Source organism: Allobosea sp. TND4EK4, from assembly GCF_900156025.1.
In the GTDB taxonomy this organism is placed as follows: domain Bacteria; phylum Pseudomonadota; class Alphaproteobacteria; order Rhizobiales; family Beijerinckiaceae; genus Allobosea.
The window spans coordinates 267,510-284,779 of record NZ_FTMO01000003.1; the positions used below are offsets into that span (position 1 = coordinate 267,510).

Sequence of the window (17,270 nt, forward strand, 5' to 3'; positions counted from 1 at the left end):
GGTGAGACCGAAGCGGGGCCGAAGCCCCGCATCGTCAGAAGCGTGTGCCGCCGGAGAAGCGGAAGGCCTGCATGCGGTCGCCGCCGTAACGTGCGGTGATGCCCGTCTGCGGGTCGGTGCCGATCTGCCCCTTGTCGCGAGTCAGGGCGAAGGCATAGTCGAAGCGGATCGGGCCAAGCGGCGACTGCCAGAGCAGGCTCACGCCGACCGAGGAGCGCAGGACGTTCTTGTCGCGCACGCAGGCCACGTTCGACTGGCCGTAGACGCCACCGCCCGTCACGACGTTGAACTGCCGTGCTGCCGAGCCGGCCGGGCAACCCAGGAAGCCGGGGCTGATCGCGCTCGAACCGCCATCGTAGTTGAACAGCGTGCCGGCATCCGCGAAGACCGCGCCGCGCAGACCGAGGTCACGCGGCAGGCCGAAGATCGGGAACTGCAGTTCGGCGGTGCCGCCGAAATAGGTGGTGCCGCCGAGCGCGTTCGCCGTCGGGTCGCTGCGCACGTCACGCGGGCCGATGCCGGACGAGGCGAAGCCGCGAACCAGTGACGGGCCGAGGAAGTAGTGGTCCGCCATGCGCAGATTGCCGCTGGTGGCCTGGACGTGACCGCCCTGGACCCGCAGGAAGCCGACGACGTCGTCGAAGAGCTCGCGATAATAGCGGGCATCGGCCGCGATGCGCAGGAACTTCGAATCGCCGCCAAGACCCGCGAATTCCGGCTTCAGCTCCGCGACGAAGCCGTTGCGCGGCTGCTGGACGTTGTCGAGCGAGTTGTAGTTGAAGTTCAGGCCGACCAGGGAGGTCAGGGTCGAGCCCTGCGCCTCCTTCACCGCAACCGAGGCTTCGCCGTTGGTCACGCAGTTGTAGGTGCTGTTCGAGCCAATGGCGCCAGCGGTACCGGGCGTGATGCCCGCGATCGGATAGGTACAATCGTTATAGGGATTGCTGACCGTGTTCGGGATCTTGATCTCGGTCGTGTAGATCGAATACCGCGGCGTGATCGAGAACTCTTCCGTGATCGGGAAGGTGAAGCGCAGCTGACCGCCCGTCACGCGGCTCGAATAGCGGCCGGTGTTGTAGTTGTCCTGGTACTTGGAGAACAGGTCGATGCCTGCCGCCACGCGGTAACCGAGGAAATAGGGCTCGGTGAAGGAGAAATCCACACCCTGCGTACGCTGGCCGAGCGTGCCGGCAATGCGCACGAACTGGCCGCGACCGAGGAAGTTCGACTCCGACAGCGAGACTTCGCCGATGACGCCGTCCGATGTCGAGTAGCCGCCAGCGACGGAGAACGAACCGGTCGCCTTGTCCTCGACATCGATGTTGACCACCACGCGATCCGGCGCAGTGCCAGGTTCGTTGGTGATGCGCACCTTCTGGAAGAAGCCGAGATTGTTGAGGCGACGCTCGGCGCGATCGACCATCACCTTGTTGTAGGCGTCGCCCTCACCCATATCGAGTTCGCGGCGGATGACGTAATCGCGGGTCCGGGTGTTGCCGCGCACATTGATGCGCTCGACATAGACCCGCGGGCCTTCGTCGATGACATAGGTGATGCCGATGAGGTTGCCGGCGGAATCGCGGTCGCCGCGCGGGCGAACCTGGGCGAAGGGATGGCCCTCACGGGCGACTTCCGTCGTCAGCGCGACGAGAGACTTCTCGACCGCCTCGGCATTGTAGGTGTCGCCGCGGGAGGTGGCGACATAGCGCTGCAGACGTCCGGCATCGACATCCCGCAGCGAGGAATCGACCGCGACATTGCCGACCTTGTACTGCGGGCCTTCCGACACCGCGATGTCGATGACCCAGCCGCCAACCGCATCGTCGAAGCGCGCGGTCTCGTTGACGATCTGGAAATCGGCATAGCCGTTCTTCAGGTAGAAGCGGCGGATCAGGTCGAGGTCCGAGCTGATGCGCTCGGGGTCATAGACGTCCGAGGTCTTGATCCAGCTCAGGAAGTTCGATTCGGTCGACTGCATCAGGCCGCGCAGGCGCCCGGCGGAATAGATGTTGTTGCCGGTGAAGTTGATCTGCTTGATGCCGGTCTTGCCGCTCTCGCTGATCGTGAAGACGACGTCCTCGCGACCGTTCGGGAGGGTCACGACCCGGCCGGTGACCGATGACAGGCCGTAGCCGACGCGGCGGTAGGCTTCCTTGATGCGCTCGGCATCGGAATTGATCAGCGTCTGGTTGAGCGGGCCGCCGGCCTTGGACTGCACGATCGGCGAGAGCTGATCGCTCTTCAGCCGCTTGTTGCCCTCGAAGGCGACGCGGTTGACCGTGCCGCCCTGCTCGCGCACCGCGATCACATAGCCGCCGCCGCTGCGGGAAACCTGAACGCTGCTGAAAAGACCGGTCGCCAGAAGGCTCTCGCGGATCTCCTGCGGATTGTCGCGGCCCTGAACGTAGGAACGGATCGTCTCCGCATCGACGCGCTGGTTGCCGCGGACCGTCACGGCCTGCGCAAACGCCACACCACCACTCACGGCCAGAATCAAAGCCGAAAGTCCGATCGATCGCGAGAGAGCCGCCTTGGTCGTCCGGCTCTTTTGGGTCGACGTCATCGGGTCGCCTATTCCATTTCTCTGGTCACCACCCCGAACGGGGACCGCCATAGGGAGATGGCAGTACGGGACATTTGCAGTGCGATTGCTTCTACAAAGTTTCATGACGGGTGCAAACCGCCATCAGCGTTAACAAAGTATTTTTAGGGTCCTCGTTGCCTGGAGGCCACGGCGTCGCCGCGGCCCCGGTCGGAACGCGTCAGAGCAGTCCCTTGACATGGACGAGGTCGTTCCAGGTCACGAACAGCATCAGCATCAGCACGAGGGCAAGGCCGACCCGGAAACCGATCTCCTGAGCGCGCGGGCTCAGGGGCCGTCCGCGCACCGCCTCGTAGAGATAGAACATCAGATGCCCGCCATCGAGCATCGGCACGGGAAAGAGGTTCATCAGGCCGATCGAGACCGACAGGACGGCGGCCAGGTTGATCAGGCCGAGCAGCCCGGCATTCGAGGCGACCGCCCCCGAGACCTGCGCGATGCGGATCGGCCCCGACAGCTGGTCGGTGGACGCCCGCCCCTGCACCAGCCTCGAGATGTAGTCATAGGTCTGCGTGACGATCGACCAGCTCTGGACACCGCCTTCCCTGATCGATTCGAGCAGGCCGAAATGCTGGGTCGTCCAGTCGTCCGGCCTGGAAGATGCCCTGACGCCGATGACGCCGATGCGCTGCTTGCCGATCGGCGAACTGACCTCGGCCAGGGCCGGCGTCACCGAGAGCGTGACATCGCTGCCCGCCCGCGTGACCGTGAGCTCGATCCGCTCGCCGGGGCGCATGGAGACGACGCGCTGCATGTCCGCGAAACTGTGGATCTCGTGACCATCGATCGCGACGACGAGGTCTCCGGGCTTCAGCCCCGCCTGCTCGGCGGCGCCGCCCGCGACGAGCGAATCGACTCGCGGAGACAGAACAGGCTTGCCGAAGATGAAGGCGGAGGCGGCGAAGATCGCGATCGCGAGGATGAAGTTGGCGATGGGTCCGGCCGCCACGATGGCCGCACGCTCGCCGATCGACTGCGCCGGGAAGGAGCGTTCGCGCTCCTGCGCCGTCATGCGGCCGACCGCCTCCTGATCCGGCGCGCTGGACACGTCGGCGTCGCCAGAGAACTTCACATAGCCGCCCAGCGGGATCAGGGCGAAGCGCCAGCGCGTGCCGTGGCGATCATTGAAGCCGAAGAGCTCCCGGCCGAAGCCGATGGAGAAGGTCTTGACGTCGACGCCGCACCAGCGGCCGACAATGAAATGGCCGAATTCGTGGACGAAGACGACGAGCGTCAACACGAACAGGAACGGCACCACATAACCGAGAACGGCGAGACCCGTGCCGCCGAACGATGCCAAAATGTCCATGAAGGGCTCCTGATGCTGGCCCCTTAGGTGACAGCGAAAGGCGCCTGCGACAAGAGCGAGGCGGCCCTTCGCCGCGCATCATGGTCAATGGCGAGCGCTTCGGCGATGTCGCGGGGCGCCTGCGCCGGCGCATCCTGCGCGCAGACACGCTCGACCAGGGCAGCGATGCCGGGGAACGGGATGCGGCCGGCGAGGAAGGCCGCGACCGCCACCTCGTTGGCCGCGTTGAGGATCGCCGGCTTCGGCCCACCCTCCGCCAGCGCCGCGATCGCCAGCGCCAGAGCCGGAAAGCGCTGGAGGTCGGGGCGCTCGAAGGCGAGCGGCTCCTGCAGGGCCAGATCGAAGAAGCGGGCCGGCGGCGCGTCGAGCCGCCCGTCGATGCCGAGGCAATGGGCCGCCGCGACGCGCATGTCGGGCACCGCCATGCCGGCGCTGACCGAGCCGTCCCGGAAGGTGACGAGCCCGTGCACGATCTGCTGGGGATGGACCAGCACGTCGAGCTGTTCCGGCCGCAGGCCGAACAGGAAGCGCGCCTCGATCAGCTCCAGCCCCTTGTTCATCATGCTGGCCGAATCGATCGTGATCTTGGCGCCCATCGCGTAATTCGGATGCTTCAGCGCCTGCTCGGGCCGTGCCTGCGCGATCTCCTCCGCGCTCCAGGTGCGGAACGGGCCGCCCGACGCGGTCAGGGTCATGCCGCGCACGGACTCGATCGGCTCGCTCCCCAGCACCTGGAAGAGCGCGTTATGCTCGGAATCGAGCGGCAGCAGCCTGGCCCCGACCGCCCGGGCGCGGGACATGACCGCCTCGCCGGCGCAGACGAGGCTCTCCTTGTTGGCCAGAGCCAGCACACGGCCGGGCATCAACGCCGCAAAGGTGGCCTCGAGGCCGGCGGCTCCCGAAATCGCACTGACGACGATCTCCGATGGCCGGGCGACCGCCTCCAGCACGGCAGAACGCCCTGCCCCGCTGGCGATGCCCGTGCCGGCCAAGGCCCGGCTGAGCGCGTCCGCTGCCGTTTCGTCTGCCAGCGCGGCAAAGCGCGCCTTCGTCTCGATCGCGAGGCGGGCCAGGCTCAGCGCATCGCGACCGCCGACGACCGTCTCGATCGACAGCCGCCCGGGGTTTTCCGCCACGACGTCACAGACCGAGCGGCCGACGGAGCCGGTGGCTCCCAACAAGGTGACGGAACGCGGCTGCATCGGCTTCAGGAAACGAGAGAAAATGCGAGGAAGGCGAGCCCGGCCAGCACCATCACCGCCCAGTAACCGTCGAGCCGGTCGAGGAAGCCGCCATGGCCGGGGATCAGGCCGCTGGAATCCTTCGTGCCGAAGCGGCGCTTCAACGCGGATTCGTAGAGATCGCCGGCCTGGCTGGCGACCGAGGCGAGGAGTGACGCGGCTGCCACGAGGCCGAGCGAGGGATTTTCATGCTCGGGCGCGAGCCAGATCCAGACGAGGCACCCGGCCAGCACGCCCGCCAGTGTCCCGCCGATCGCGCCCGACCAGGTCTTCTTCGGGCTGACGCTCGGCATCAGCTTCGGACCGCCGAGTGCGCGCCCGGTGAAGTAAGCCGCGATATCCGTCAGCCAGACCACCGCGAAACTCCACAGAATCAGCGCGAGGCCGATCGCCGGCCGGTCGCGCAAGGCCGGGGTGACCAGCGCGAAAGCGAGCGCATAGGCGACGCCGCAGAGCTCCAGCGCCAGGCGCGCCGACATGATCGGCGCGGCGATGGCGCCGAGCAGGGCCGCAAGCGCGGCTACGCCAGCCAGAGCGGGGGGAGCGATCGGCAGCAGGGCCAGAACGAGCCCGGCAACGACGACTGCGGCTGCGCCCGCCACCGCGTTGGCGCAGCGGATGATCGAAAGCCATTCATAGGCGACGACGCCGGCGACGAGGACCCAGACCAGCCGGAAGGGCCAGCCGCCCCACAGGGTCACGGCCAGGATGCCAGCCGCAAGAACCAGCGCCGAGACGATCCTCAGCCTCAGTTCGCCGCCGGGTTTCGGTGCTGCTGGCGCGGGTTCGTTCACGCCACGTCCACGCTGCGCAGGGCGGCTGCGCCGAGCCCGCCGAAACGGCGCTCCCGCCCGCGGTACTGGGCGAGCGCATCCTCGAAGGCGGCACGGTCGAAATCCGGCCAGAGCACCGGCGTGAACACGAATTCGGCATAGGCCGACTGCCAGAGCAGGAAGTTGGAGATGCGCGTCTCGCCGGAGGTGCGGATCACCAGCTCCGGGTCCGGCAGGTCCCAGGTGTCGAGGCTCGCCGACAGCGCCGCTTCGTCGATCGCGTCAGGTGCCAGCCGGCCGGCGGCGACCCCGGCCGCGAGCTTGCGGGCGGCGCGCAGGATCTCGTCGCGGGCGCCGTAATTGAAGGCGATCACCAGGATGAGCCCGGTCTTGTCCGCCGTGCGCGCCTCGGCATGCTCGACGAGGCGGCGCAGATCGGCCGGCAGGTCCTCGCGATTGCCGATGATGCGTACCCGGACATTGGCGTCGGCCAGCTCAGACAGGTCCTTCTCGACGAAATGCTTGAGCAGCCCCATCAGGAAGCTGACCTCGGCATGGGGCCGGCGCCAGTTCTCGGTGGAAAAGCTGTAGAGAGTCAGGACCGAGAGGCCGAGATCGCTCGCGTTGCGCACGGTGCGGCGCAGCGCTTCCAGCCCCCGCCGATGCCCTTCCTGGCGCGGCAGGCCGCGCATCTTCGCCCAGCGGCCATTGCCATCCATGATGATGGCGACATGGGCCGGGTTCGCAGTGCCCGTGTCGTGCGGGGCGGATGACATGCGGATGAGCCTCGCTGGGCTGCCGGGAGGGAGGCTGAGCCGCCTTGCGGGCGGCCGCAGGCTCAGACGTGCAGGATTTCCTTTTCCTTCGCCGCCAGCGCCTGGTCGATCTCGGCGATGTGCTGGTCGGTCGCCTTCTGGACGAGGTCGGAGTTCTTGGCGGCGTCGTCCTTGGTCATGTCGCCGTCCTTCTCCAGCTTCTTGACCACGTCGATGCCGTCGCGGCGGACATGGCGCACGGCGACCTTCGCCTCTTCGGCGTATTTATGCGCGACCTTGACCATCTCCTTGCGGCGCTGCTCGTTCAGTTCCGGGATGCGGATGCGCAGCACCTGGCCCTCGGTCTGCGGGTTCAGACCGAGATCGGATTCGCGGATGGCCTTCTCGACAGCGTTGGTCATCGAGCGGTCCCAGACCTGCACGCTGAGCAGGCGCGGCTCCGGCACGCTCACGGTGGCAAGCTGGCTCAGCGGCGTGCGGGCGCCATAGGCCTCGACCGTGATCGGGTCGAGGATGTTGGCGGAGGCGCGGCCGGTGCGCAGCGAGGCGAGATCGCTCTTGAAGGACTGGACGGCGCCGCCCATGCGGCGCTTGATGTCGGCGAGGTCGAACGTCGTCTGGGCCATTTCAATCAGAACCTTGCGGGTCATTCAAAATCGGCGCGACCATGGCCGCGAGGGCGCCCATGGTCAAGAATTACATGCCGTTGCACCGCGAGAGTGAGCCAAGCGCGCCGGCGCGGCAAGCTCGGCGGCGGCGACCGACGCCTCAGGGAGTGACGTAGGTCGCCCTGCCCTCGCCCCGCAGCACGGCGGCAAGCGCGCCCTTCTCGGCGATGGAGAAGACGACGATGGTCAGGCCGGCATCCCGCGCGAGCGCGAAGGCGGCCGTGTCCATCACCTTGAGGTCGCGCTTGATCGCATCCTCATGGGTCAGCGTGTCGTATCGGGTCGCGCTCGGATCCTTTTTCGGATCGGCGCTGTAGACTCCGTCGACCTGCGTCGCCTTGAGCAGATGGGAACAGCCGAGCTCGGCCGCGCGCAGGGCGGCGCCGGTATCGGTCGTGAAATAGGGATTGCCGGTGCCGCCGCCGAGAATCACCACCTTGCCGTTGGTCAGATGGTCGAGCGCGCGCTTGCGGGCGTAGCTCTCGCAGAGCGAGGGCATCGGCACAGCCGACATGGCGCGCGCCGGCGCGCCGGCCGCCTCGATGGCGTGCTCGAGGGCGAGCGCGTTCATGACCGTGCCGAGCATGCCGATCGAGTCGGCGGTCGTGCGGTCGAGGCCCTTGTTCAGGCCCTGCACGCCGCGGAAGAAATTGCCGCCGCCGACGACGATGCCGATCTCGACGCCTTCATGCGCCGCATGGGCGATGTCGGCGGCCAGAGCCGTCAGCGTCACGCCGTCGAGGCCGGAGCCCTGCGGCCCGGCCAGGGCTTCGCCGGAGAGCTTCACGAGAACGCGTTGGGGTCTCATCGATGGGCTCTCCGTGATGCTGTGCAGGCTGTTCCGGCCGCGGGCCTGCCCTCAAAAAGAAAGGCCGCGCGATGCGCGGCCTTTCTGTCATTTCGCACCGGGCTTGTCAGCCCGGCAATTCATCCGGAACGGCCGGTCAGCCGGTGGTGCCGCCAGCGGCGGCGACTTCGGCGGCGAAGTCCTGCTCTTCCTTCTCGATGCCTTCGCCGAGCGCGTAGCGGGCGAAGCCGGTGAGCTTCACCGGAGCGCCGACCTTGCCCTCGATTTCCTTGAGGACCTGCGAGACCGACTTCGAGCCGTCATGGATATAGGCCTGCTCGAGCAGGCAGTTTTCCTTGGCGTAGCTCTTCAGGCCGCTGTCCGTGATCTTCTCGAGCACGTTGGCGGGCTTGCCGGCGTTCTTCTCGGCCAGGATCGCCTTTTCGCGCTCCAGAACCTCGGGGGCGACGGAGGCCAGATCGAGCGCGACCGGGTTGGTCGCCGCGACATGCATGGCGAGCTGGCGGCCCAGCGTGGCGAGCTCGTCCGACTTGGCGGTCGATTCCAGCGCGACGATGACGCCGATCTTGCCCAGGCCGTCGGCGATCGCGCCGTGCACATAGGAGCCGATCACGCCCGACGACACCTTGAGCGAGGCGACGCGGCGGAGCGTCATGTTCTCGCCGATGGTGGCGATGGCATTGGCGATCGCCACCTGCACGGTGTCACCGCCCGGATAGTGATGGCCGAGCAGCGCCTCGACATCGCCGCCGCGCTCGAGCGCGACATCGGCGATGGTCTTGGCGAGCGCCTGGAACTCGGGGTTGCGCGCCACGAAGTCCGTCTCGGAGTTGACCTCGACGACGACGCCCTCGGTGCCCTGCACCGCGACGGCGACGAGGCCCTCGGCGGCGACGCGGCCAGCTTTCTTGGCGGCCTTGGCGAGGCCCTTGGCACGCAGCCAGTCGACGGCGGCTTCCAGATTGCCGTCATTGGCGGAGAGAGCGGCCTTGCAGTCCATCATGCCCGCGCCTGTCTTGTCGCGGAGTTCCTTCACGAGTGCGGCGGTGATCGCTGCCATCTGTCTTGTCCTTGCTGTGGTTGCGGCCGGCGCCTCACGGCGGACCGCGCCTCGGTCATCTCGATGCCGGATGGGAAAACGCCGACGCTCCGTTTCCGGCCGTCGGCGCTGATCGGCATCAAATCGAAGGTGATTGCGACGCGCCGATGACGCGCCGCGATCAGGAAGCCTGGATCAGGCGTCGGCGAGGTCGCGCGCCTGGGCGACCCAGCCTTCGCGCTCGATCTTGCCGCCGAGCTTCAGGTCGTGATCGACCTTGGTCACGTCGGCCGGGGTCATCGCCGCGACCTGCCAGAAGTGGTAGATGCCGCCGTCGTTGAGCTTCTGCACGGCATCGGGGCCCATGCCCGAGAGCTTGGTCAGGTCGTCCGGGGCGCCGCGCGGAGCGGTCAGCATCTCGAAGCCCTGGCTCTCGCCCGCGGCCGGCTCGATCGCCTCCTCGACCATCGGGGCCTCCGAGGCACCGAGATCGACGCCCTGGTCGCCCGAGGCGCGGCCGAGGCCGTCGATGGCCGAGCGTGCGACGAGGTCGCAATAGAGCGCGATGGCGCGGCCGGCGTCGTCATTGGCCGGGACCGGGAAGGTGATGCCGTCCGGATCCGAGTTGGAGTCGATGATCGCGGCGACCGGGATGCCGAGGCGCTGGGCCTCCTTGATCGCGAGGGCTTCCTTGTTGGTGTCGATCACGAAGATCATGTCGGGCGTGCCGCCCATGTCCTTGATGCCACCGAGCGCCTTTTCCAGCTTGTCGCGCTCACGCGACAGCATCAGACGCTCCTTCTTGGTCAGGCCAGAGCCGCCGCCAGCGTTGAGCAGCTCGTCGACCTTGCGCAGGCGCTGGATCGAAGCCGAGATGGTCTTCCAGTTGGTCAGCATGCCGCCGAGCCAGCGGGAGTTGACGTAATACTGCGCCGAGCGCTTGGCGGCGTCGGCGATCGCGTCCTGAGCCTGGCGCTTGGTGCCGACGAAGAGCACGCGGCCGCCCTTGGCGACGGTGTCCGACACGGCCTGCAGGGCGCGGTGCAGCATCGGCACCGACTGCGACAGATCGAGGATGTGGATGTTGTTGCGGGTGCCGAAGATGTAGGGGGACATCTTCGGGTTCCAGCGGTGCGACTGGTGGCCGAAATGCGCGCCGGCTTCGAGGAGCTGGCGAATCGAGAGATCGGGCAGTGCCATGGTATTCTTCGTCCTTCCGGTTGTGCCTCTGGGGTGCGAATGAAACGGCCATAGGCTGACCGATCACCGGAACGCCTCGGTGTCGAGGTGATGCTCCCCATGTGGAATGAGGCGCGCCATACACGCCATCTCCGGCGTTTGCAAGTGCCGCTACGGCATGGTGACGCTGGGTTCTCCTCCCGCTAGGAGAAAACCCGCGTGCTGGCGGCGGGCCTTTCGATCTCGTGATCCTCGATCTGCGGACCATCTTCATCAGCGGCGCCGTGACATGCTATGTCATCGGCGCGACGCTGCTGCTGGCTTTCGCCACCGGGCGTTTCACGCGCTGGCCGGCCTGGTGGGGCATCAGCAGCCTCTGCATCGGCACCGGCCTGCTCTGCAGCGCCCTGCGGGGGCGCATCCCCGACATCGTCTCGGTCGAGTTCGGAAACACCATCAACGTCGCCGGAGCGCTGCTGCTGCTGTTCGGCGTGCGCAGCTTCGCCGGCAAGTCGTCGAGCTGGGGGCTGTTCGCCGCCACCCTCGCCGCGGTCTGGATCGCGCTGGCGGCGATGCCGGGCGAGGACGGCTTCGCCGGCCGGGTTGTGGTCATGGCGATCATCCTGGCAATCTGCGATGGCGCGATCGTTCGGGAGGGGGTCCAGCTGGCTCGGCGCGAGCGCCTGCGCTCCGGCTGGATTCTGGCAGGCTTCTTTGCGCCGACTGTGCTGCTCTACGCGGTCAGGGCGATTTCGGTGGTGGCCGACGGCAGCCAGACGACGCTCTTTCCGCCCGAGGCGCCGGTCCAGAGCTGGGCTGCCGCATCCGGCATCGGATTTGCGGTGCTGCGCGGGAATGCCCTGTTCCTGCTCGTCGCGGAACGCAGCAACGACACGCTGACGACACTCGCCCGGCGCGATCCGCTGACCGGACTGCTCAACCGCTGGGGGCTCTACGAGGAGCTGGCCGCGCTGGCGCGGCGCGGCGGCCCCAGCACTCGCCGCGCCTCGCTGCTCGTGGCCGATGTCGATCATTTCAAGACCGTCAACGACGGCGCCGGCCATGCGGCGGGCGACGAGGTGCTGCTGCTTTTCGCGGATGTCGCCCGCAAGATGCTGCGCGCCCACGACATCATCGCGCGACAGGGCGGCGACGAGTTCGTGGTCGTGCTGCCGGGTCTCGGCACCCAAGAGGCGATGGCCGTTGCGGAACGGCTCCGCGAAGCTTTCCGCGACGCGATGGCGCCGCGCAAACAGTGGCCCATCCGGCCGACGCTGAGCATCGGCGTGACGGAAGCGGAGATCGGCAGCCGTGCCGTCACCGAATTGCTCGAAGAGGCGGATGCGGCGCTGTACCGGGCGAAAAAGCTCGGGCGCGACCGGGTTCAGGCCCAGTTGACGCCCGCTCGCGCCTGAACGTCCCCTCCCTCATCGCTCCAAAGGGCAGAAGACGCGCAGGCGATGGCCGTCCGGATCCGCCGCCGTGAAGGTCCGGCCGAAATCGAGATCGGCCGGCTCCTGGAGGATCGCGATGCCGCGGCTGCGCCAGTCCGCATGGGCCGCGTCCACCGCCCCGGCGGAGGGCACCACCATCGCGATCTCGGCGGCCCCGCCCTTTGCCGTGGCAGCCGGCTCGACGGTATCGCGCGACCACAGGCCGAGACGCGTGCCCGATGGCAGCGCGAACATCGCGAAGGTCGGCGACTGCTCCAGAGGCGGCATGCCCAGCAGGTCCTCGTAGAAGCGCGCGCTGTCGGCGGGGCTTTCGACATGCAGCAGGATGAAATGGGCGTCGAACATGGGGCTCTCCGGGTCGGGTCCGAGACGTCTCGAACGGTCCGGAGGCTAGATGCAGATGCTGCCAATTTCCGGCAGCGTCTGTCACCGCGGCGAAGGAACGCCTTCCTGCTCGCGCCAGTTCTTGAGCAGCGCCGCGCGACGCTGTGGGTAGCGCGTCTCGCTGGGCTCGAAGCGGCCGATCCGATCGGCACGGAAATGGCGGAAATCCTGCCGCAGCTCGCACCAGGCGATCAGGATCCGGACATGGTCGAAGAAGGACAGGGCCAAAGGCCAGACGAGCCTCTCGCTCATGCGCCCTTCCCCGTCGCCATAGGCGATCAACGCCTTCCGTTCGGCCCGGATCGTGCGCCGAACGAGGGCGAGATCAATCTGCATCATGTCGGCGAGCGGACGGCCGGGGCCGACCATCAGGACCGCCTCCTCGACCCGCCGGGTGAGATCGGGCGGCAGCACCGCGACGATCTTGGCCATCGCATCGCGTGCCGCCAGCGCCAGCGGACCATCAGCGCGGTCCGCGACCCAGCCCGAGCCGAGCAGCAGCGCCTCGATCTCATCCTCGCCGAACATCAGGGGTGGCAGCATGAAGCCGGGCTTCAGCACATAGCCCAGACCCGGCTCCCCCTCGATCGGCGCGCCCTGCCCCTGGAGCGTGACGATGTCGCGGTAGAGCGTGCGGATGCTGACGCCGAGCTCGTCGGCCAGGCGCCTGCCGGAGACCGGGCGGCGGTGACGGCGCAGCAGCTGCACCAGATCGAGGAGGCGTTCCGCGCGAGACACGGGATCGGCTCAGCCTGCGAGGTCTGCGGCCCTGATCCGCATGACATCGACCTCCGCCATCGCGGCCCAGGCCTTGTCGAGCGAGCCGTCGAGGTCGATAGCGCGGCAGGCGTCCTCCACCACATAGGTCTCGAAGCCGGCGGCGGCCGAATCCTGCGCGGTCCAGCTGACGCAGAAATCGGTGGCGAGCCCGGCGATGACGGCGCGCAGGAAGCCGCGCTCCCGGAGATAGCCGGTGAGGCCGGTCGGCGTCCTGCGGTCCGCCTCGACGAAGCCGGAATAGCTGTCGATCTCGCCGCGATTGCCCTTGCGGATCACCGCCTGCGCGTGAGGCAGCGCCAGACCGGGATGGAACTCGGCCCCCCTTGAGCCCTGGACGCAATGGTCCGGCCAGAGCACCTGCCGGCCATAGGGCATCTCGACCGTCTCGAACGGCGTCTTGCCGGCATGGCTGGAGGCGAAGGAGGAATGGCCGGCGGGATGCCAATCCTGCGTCATGACCACATGGGCGAAGCGCTTGCCCAGCGCATTGATGACCGGAACAACCTCGTCCCCGCCCGTCACGGCGAGGCTGCCGCCCGGGCAGAAGTCGTTCTGGACGTCGACGACGATGAGCACCGTCCGTTCGCCAATCATCGGTTTCTCCTGAGCCTTTGCCCCGCCGGCGGCCGCCGCTGCGGTCACCGTCGCACCGGTGAGCAGCTTGCGCCTGTTGACCTCCAACGGCTCGGCCACGTTATGGTCTCCCAGCCGCGCGTCAAAGTGCTCCGCTCCCGAAGTCGACAGATGTCACCTAGCGCAGCTCGACGCTCACCACCCCGGGAGCGGCCCGCACCGCGTTCGCGATCTGCTGGCTGACCGGAAACTTCCCCGGCAGCTCGATCTCGACCTCCTGGGCGCCGTCGTCGAGGATCATCACGATCGAGACCTTGCCGTCCGAGCGCACCGCATCGCCGCGTGGCCGGATGCGCTCGGCGATGGAGGGCACGGCCTTCTCGTCGCGCAGATAGATCAGCAGGTCCTGCTTCTGGCGCGCGGCGAGGCCGTCGAGTTCCTCGGCGTCCTCGATGCGCGGGCGCACCTCCTCGCCATCGAGCACGGCCGAGAGCCGGAGCACCAGCGCCCTGCCCGGCTCCAGCAGGTCGCGCAGCTTCATCAGACCTTCGGAGAACAGCACCGCCTCGAACTGGCCGCTGGGATCCGACAGGTTGACGATGCCCATCTTGGAGCCGGACTTCGTGCGCCGCTCCGACTTGTCGATGACCGAGACCGCGACCTTGCCGACGCCGGTGCCGTTGGCACGCACCGTCTGGGCGAAATCGGCATAGCGCTGCACGCGCAGCCGCTTCAGGACATGCTCGTAATCGTCGAGTGGATGACCTGAGAGGAAGAAGCCGACCGCCTCGTGCTCGCGCTTCAGCTTCTCGGCAGGCGCCCAGGGCTCGACCTGCGGAATGCGAAAGGGCTCCTGCACCACGCCGTTTCCGAGCAGGTCGAACTGCCCGGCCGCCGTCTCGTCCCGGATGCGGTTGGAGAGCGCCAGCATGCCGTCGAGCGCCGCAACGGCCCGCGCCCGGTCCTCCATCAGCTCGTCGAGGGCGCCGGCGGCGATCAGCGCTTCCAGCGTGCGGCGGTTGACGAGCCTGGTGTCGATCCGGCGCGCGAGATCGGCGAGGTCACGGAACGGGCCACCGGCCTGCCGCGCGGCCACCAGCGATTCCACGGCCGCGGTGCCGACGCCCTTGATGGCGCCCAGCGCATAGAAGATCTTGCCGTCGGCGACGTCGAATTCGACGCCGGAGCGGTTGATCGCGGGTCGCTCGACCTTGATGCCGAGCCGCTCGGCATCGCGGCGGAATTCCGAGAGCTTGTCGGTGTTGCCCATGTCGAGCGTCATCGACGCGGCGAGGAACTCGACCGGATAGTTCGCCTTGAGATAGGCGGTCTGGAAGGCGACGACGGCATAGGCCGCCGCATGGCTCTTGTTGAAGCCGTAATCGGCGAACTTCGCCAGCAGGTCGAAAATCTCCGAGGCGATGTCGTTCTTGATGCCGTTCTCGATCGCGCCCTTCACGAAGCGGTCGCGCTGGGCGTCCATCTCCGCCTTGATCTTCTTGCCCATGGCGCGGCGCAGAAGGTCCGCTTCGCCGAGCGAATAGCCCGACAGCGCCTGCGCGACCTGCATCACCTGCTCCTGGTAGACGATGATGCCGTGGGTCTCGCGCAGATAGGGCTCCATGCCGGGATGGAGATAGGTGGGGTCTTCCAGACCGAGCTTGCGGCGGCAATAGGTCGGGATGTTGTCCATCGGGCCCGGCCGGTAGAGCGCGACCAGCGCGATCAGGTCCTCGATCCGGTCGGCCTTCATCTCGACCAGCGCCTTGCGCATGCCGACCGATTCCACCTGGAACACGCCGACCGTCTCGCCACGGGCCAGCATCGCGTAGGTTGGCGGATCGTCGAAGGGCAGATCGGCGAGGTCGATGTCGATATCGCGCTGCTTGATCAGCCTCACCGCGGTGGTCAGCGTCGTCAGGGTCTTGAGGCCGAGGAAGTCGAACTTCACCAGCCCGGCCTGCTCGACCCATTTCATGTTGAACTGGGTGACCCGCATGCCGGTACGCGGATCGACCGAGAGCGCGACGAGCTGTTCCAGCGGCCGGTCGCCGATCACCACGCCGGCAGCGTGGGTCGAGGCGTGGCGGTGCAGGCCTTCCAGCTTCTGGCCGATCTCCAGCAGCCGCGCGACGATCGGCTCCTCGGCCGCCGCCTGCTGCAGCTTGGGCTCGCCCTCGATGGCGTCCTTGAGCGAGATCGGCTTGGCCGGATTCTGCGGGACGAGCTTGGTCAGCTTGTCGACCTGGCCATAGGGCATTTCGAGGACGCGGCCGACATCGCGCAGCACGCCGCGGGCGAGCAGCGTGCCGAAGGTGATGATCTGGGCGACGCGCTCGGCCCCGTAGTGGTGCTTGACGTAGTCGATCACCTCTTCGCGCCGATTCTGGCAGAAGTCGATGTCGAAGTCCGGCATCGAGACGCGATCGGGATTGAGAAAGCGCTCGAACAGCAGGCCGAAGCGCAACGGGTCGACGTCGGTGATCGTCAGGGCATAGGCGACGAGCGAGCCCGCGCCCGAGCCGCGCCCCGGCCCGACCGGGATGTCGTGGGCCTTGGCCCATTTGATGAAGTCCGAGACGATCAGGAAGTAGCCCGGGAATTTCATCCTGGTGATGATCGAGAGCTCGAAATCGAGCCGCTTCTCATAATCCTCGACGCTGTAACCCTGGGCGGGGCCATGCTTGGCGAGCCGCGCCGCGAGGCCCGCACGGGCCTGCTCCTGCAGCTCCTCCGCCTCGTCGCGCCCCTCCTCGCCGAAACGCGGCAGGATCGGCTTGCGGGTGGTGACGCGCCAATGGCAGCGCATCGCGATCTCGACCGTGTTGGCCAGCGCTTCCGGCAGATCGGCGAAGCGCCTCTTCATCTCGGCGCGGGAGGCGAAATAGTGCTCCGGCGAAACGCGGCGGCGCGTGCCATCGGAGACGAGGCGCCCTTCCGCAACAGCCAGCAGCGCGTCATGCGCGTCGAAATCCGCCGGCTTGGCGAAAAAGGGCTCGTTCGTCGCGACGATCGGCAGGTCGGAATCATAGGCCAGGCGCAGGAGATGAGCTTCCAGCGCCGCCTCGTTGTCGCGGCCATGCCGCTGGATCTCGACATAGAGCCGGTCGCCATAGATCCGGGCCAACGTACCCAGCCGCGCCGCCGCCTGCGCCGGTTGGCCGTTGCGCAGCGCGAGATCGACGGGGCCGTCGCTGCCGCCTGTCAGCGCGATCAGCCCGCTTTGGAAAGCCGCGAGGCGCTCGACCGTGGTCACCGGCTGGCCGGCGCCGCCGGTCGCGAGCGCGGCCTCGCTGACGAGCTTCATCAGGTTGCCGTAGCCGGCCTCATCCATGGCGAGCAGGACGATATGCGGCAGCCGCTGCATCTGGAGCGGACGCCTGCCCTCGCCCTCATCGGCGAAATCGACGGATAGCTGCACGCCCACGATGGGCTGGAGCCCGCTGCCGGACAGCTTCTCGGAAAACTCCAGCGCGCCGAAGAGGTTGTCGGTATCCGTCAGCGCCAGCGCCGGCTGGCCATCGGCCGCCGCCATCTTGGCGAGCGTCGTGACGGTCATCGCCCCTTCGAGCAGCGAATAGCTCGAATGGACATGGAGATGGACGAAGCCGATCTCGGAGAGGATACGCCCCTCGCCCGCTTCCCGGCTCATGCCCTGCTCCCGCGCTTTCGACTCGACCTGCC

At 67.6% G+C, this 17,270-nt stretch carries 14 protein-coding genes; 1 reads left to right on the plus strand and 13 read right to left on the minus strand.

What is annotated here, in order from left to right; genetic code table 11:
• Positions 1 to 34: 34 nt before the first annotated feature.
• From bamA to BW981_RS08785, 9 genes are all read right to left on the minus strand, one after another.
• Positions 35 to 2,563, minus strand: a complete 2,529-nt coding sequence (bamA, locus tag BW981_RS08745; RefSeq protein ID WP_076438193.1) for an outer membrane protein assembly factor BamA — start codon at positions 2,561 to 2,563, stop codon at positions 35 to 37.
• A gap of 199 nt (positions 2,564 to 2,762) precedes the next feature.
• On the minus strand, positions 2,763 to 3,911 hold the full coding sequence (gene rseP, locus BW981_RS08750) for an RIP metalloprotease RseP (RefSeq protein WP_076438195.1): 1,149 nt from the start codon (positions 3,909 to 3,911) through the stop codon (positions 2,763 to 2,765).
• A gap of 23 nt (positions 3,912 to 3,934) precedes the next feature.
• On the minus strand, positions 3,935 to 5,113 hold the full coding sequence (gene dxr, locus BW981_RS08755) for a 1-deoxy-D-xylulose-5-phosphate reductoisomerase (protein WP_076438197.1): 1,179 nt from the start codon (positions 5,111 to 5,113) through the stop codon (positions 3,935 to 3,937).
• 5 nt (positions 5,114 to 5,118) lie between these two features.
• Positions 5,119 to 5,946, minus strand: coding sequence for a phosphatidate cytidylyltransferase (locus tag BW981_RS08760; protein ID WP_076438199.1), 828 nt, complete (start codon positions 5,944 to 5,946; stop codon positions 5,119 to 5,121).
• Positions 5,943 to 6,701 (minus strand): isoprenyl transferase, encoded by a 759-nt coding sequence (locus BW981_RS08765; protein WP_076438201.1) that lies wholly within the window; start codon positions 6,699 to 6,701, stop codon positions 5,943 to 5,945. Before BW981_RS08765 ends, BW981_RS08760 begins: the two co-directional genes overlap by 4 nt.
• A 62-nt stretch (positions 6,702 to 6,763) precedes the next feature.
• Positions 6,764 to 7,327 (minus strand): ribosome recycling factor, encoded by a 564-nt coding sequence (gene frr / locus BW981_RS08770; RefSeq protein ID WP_076438385.1) that lies wholly within the window; start codon positions 7,325 to 7,327, stop codon positions 6,764 to 6,766.
• Positions 7,328 to 7,469: 142 nt separating this feature from the next.
• Positions 7,470 to 8,177: a UMP kinase gene (gene pyrH / locus BW981_RS08775; RefSeq protein WP_076438202.1), complete on the minus strand. Its 708-nt coding sequence runs from the start codon at positions 8,175 to 8,177 to the stop codon at positions 7,470 to 7,472.
• A 136-nt stretch (positions 8,178 to 8,313) separates the two neighbouring features.
• Positions 8,314 to 9,237 (minus strand): translation elongation factor Ts, encoded by a 924-nt coding sequence (gene tsf, locus BW981_RS08780; protein WP_076438204.1) that lies wholly within the window; start codon positions 9,235 to 9,237, stop codon positions 8,314 to 8,316.
• A 174-nt stretch (positions 9,238 to 9,411) separates the two neighbouring features.
• Entirely contained in the window at positions 9,412 to 10,416 is a 1,005-nt protein-coding gene (locus BW981_RS08785) for a 30S ribosomal protein S2 (protein ID WP_076438205.1), read from the minus strand.
• Between the two features lie 224 nt (positions 10,417 to 10,640).
• On the opposite strand from BW981_RS08785, the gene BW981_RS08790 reads away from it, so the two are divergent.
• Positions 10,641 to 11,810 carry a GGDEF domain-containing protein gene (locus BW981_RS08790; RefSeq protein WP_076438207.1) on the plus strand — a complete coding sequence of 390 codons (1,170 nt, stop codon included), beginning with the start codon at positions 10,641 to 10,643 and terminating at the stop codon, positions 11,808 to 11,810.
• A 12-nt stretch (positions 11,811 to 11,822) separates the two neighbouring features.
• Here the strand turns inward: BW981_RS08790 and BW981_RS08795 are convergent, their stop codons facing one another.
• The 4 genes from BW981_RS08795 to dnaE all read right to left on the minus strand — a co-directional run bounded on the left by BW981_RS08795 (position 11,823) and on the right by dnaE (position 17,238).
• Positions 11,823 to 12,194, minus strand: a complete 372-nt coding sequence (locus BW981_RS08795; protein ID WP_076438209.1) for a VOC family protein — start codon at positions 12,192 to 12,194, stop codon at positions 11,823 to 11,825.
• An 81-nt stretch (positions 12,195 to 12,275) separates the two neighbouring features.
• Positions 12,276 to 12,971 carry a helix-turn-helix transcriptional regulator gene (locus BW981_RS08800; RefSeq protein ID WP_076438211.1) on the minus strand — a complete coding sequence of 232 codons (696 nt, stop codon included), beginning with the start codon at positions 12,969 to 12,971 and terminating at the stop codon, positions 12,276 to 12,278.
• Between the two features lie 9 nt (positions 12,972 to 12,980).
• On the minus strand, positions 12,981 to 13,607 hold the full coding sequence (pncA, locus tag BW981_RS08805; RefSeq protein ID WP_083712253.1) for a bifunctional nicotinamidase/pyrazinamidase: 627 nt from the start codon (positions 13,605 to 13,607) through the stop codon (positions 12,981 to 12,983).
• Positions 13,608 to 13,764: 157 nt separating this feature from the next.
• On the minus strand, positions 13,765 to 17,238 hold the full coding sequence (dnaE, locus tag BW981_RS08810; RefSeq protein ID WP_076438216.1) for a DNA polymerase III subunit alpha: 3,474 nt from the start codon (positions 17,236 to 17,238) through the stop codon (positions 13,765 to 13,767).
• Positions 17,239 to 17,270 lie beyond the last annotated feature (32 nt).

Coding starts and splice junctions, on each gene's coding strand:
- bamA (WP_076438193.1), bottom strand. CDS start 2,563: ATGACGTCGACCCAAAAGAGCCGGACGACCAAGGCGGCTCTCTCGCGA.
- rseP (WP_076438195.1), bottom strand. CDS start 3,911: ATGGACATTTTGGCATCGTTCGGCGGCACGGGTCTCGCCGTTCTCGGT.
- dxr (WP_076438197.1), bottom strand. CDS start 5,113: ATGCAGCCGCGTTCCGTCACCTTGTTGGGAGCCACCGGCTCCGTCGGC.
- BW981_RS08765 (WP_076438201.1), bottom strand. CDS start 6,701: ATGTCATCCGCCCCGCACGACACGGGCACTGCGAACCCGGCCCATGTC.
- frr (WP_076438385.1), bottom strand. CDS start 7,327: ATGGCCCAGACGACGTTCGACCTCGCCGACATCAAGCGCCGCATGGGC.
- pyrH (WP_076438202.1), bottom strand. CDS start 8,177: ATGAGACCCCAACGCGTTCTCGTGAAGCTCTCCGGCGAAGCCCTGGCC.
- tsf (WP_076438204.1), bottom strand. CDS start 9,237: ATGGCAGCGATCACCGCCGCACTCGTGAAGGAACTCCGCGACAAGACA.
- BW981_RS08785 (WP_076438205.1), bottom strand. CDS start 10,416: ATGGCACTGCCCGATCTCTCGATTCGCCAGCTCCTCGAAGCCGGCGCG.
- BW981_RS08795 (WP_076438209.1), bottom strand. CDS start 12,194: ATGTTCGACGCCCATTTCATCCTGCTGCATGTCGAAAGCCCCGCCGAC.
- pncA (WP_083712253.1), bottom strand. CDS start 13,607: ATGATTGGCGAACGGACGGTGCTCATCGTCGTCGACGTCCAGAACGAC.
- dnaE (WP_076438216.1), bottom strand. CDS start 17,238: ATGAGCCGGGAAGCGGGCGAGGGGCGTATCCTCTCCGAGATCGGCTTC.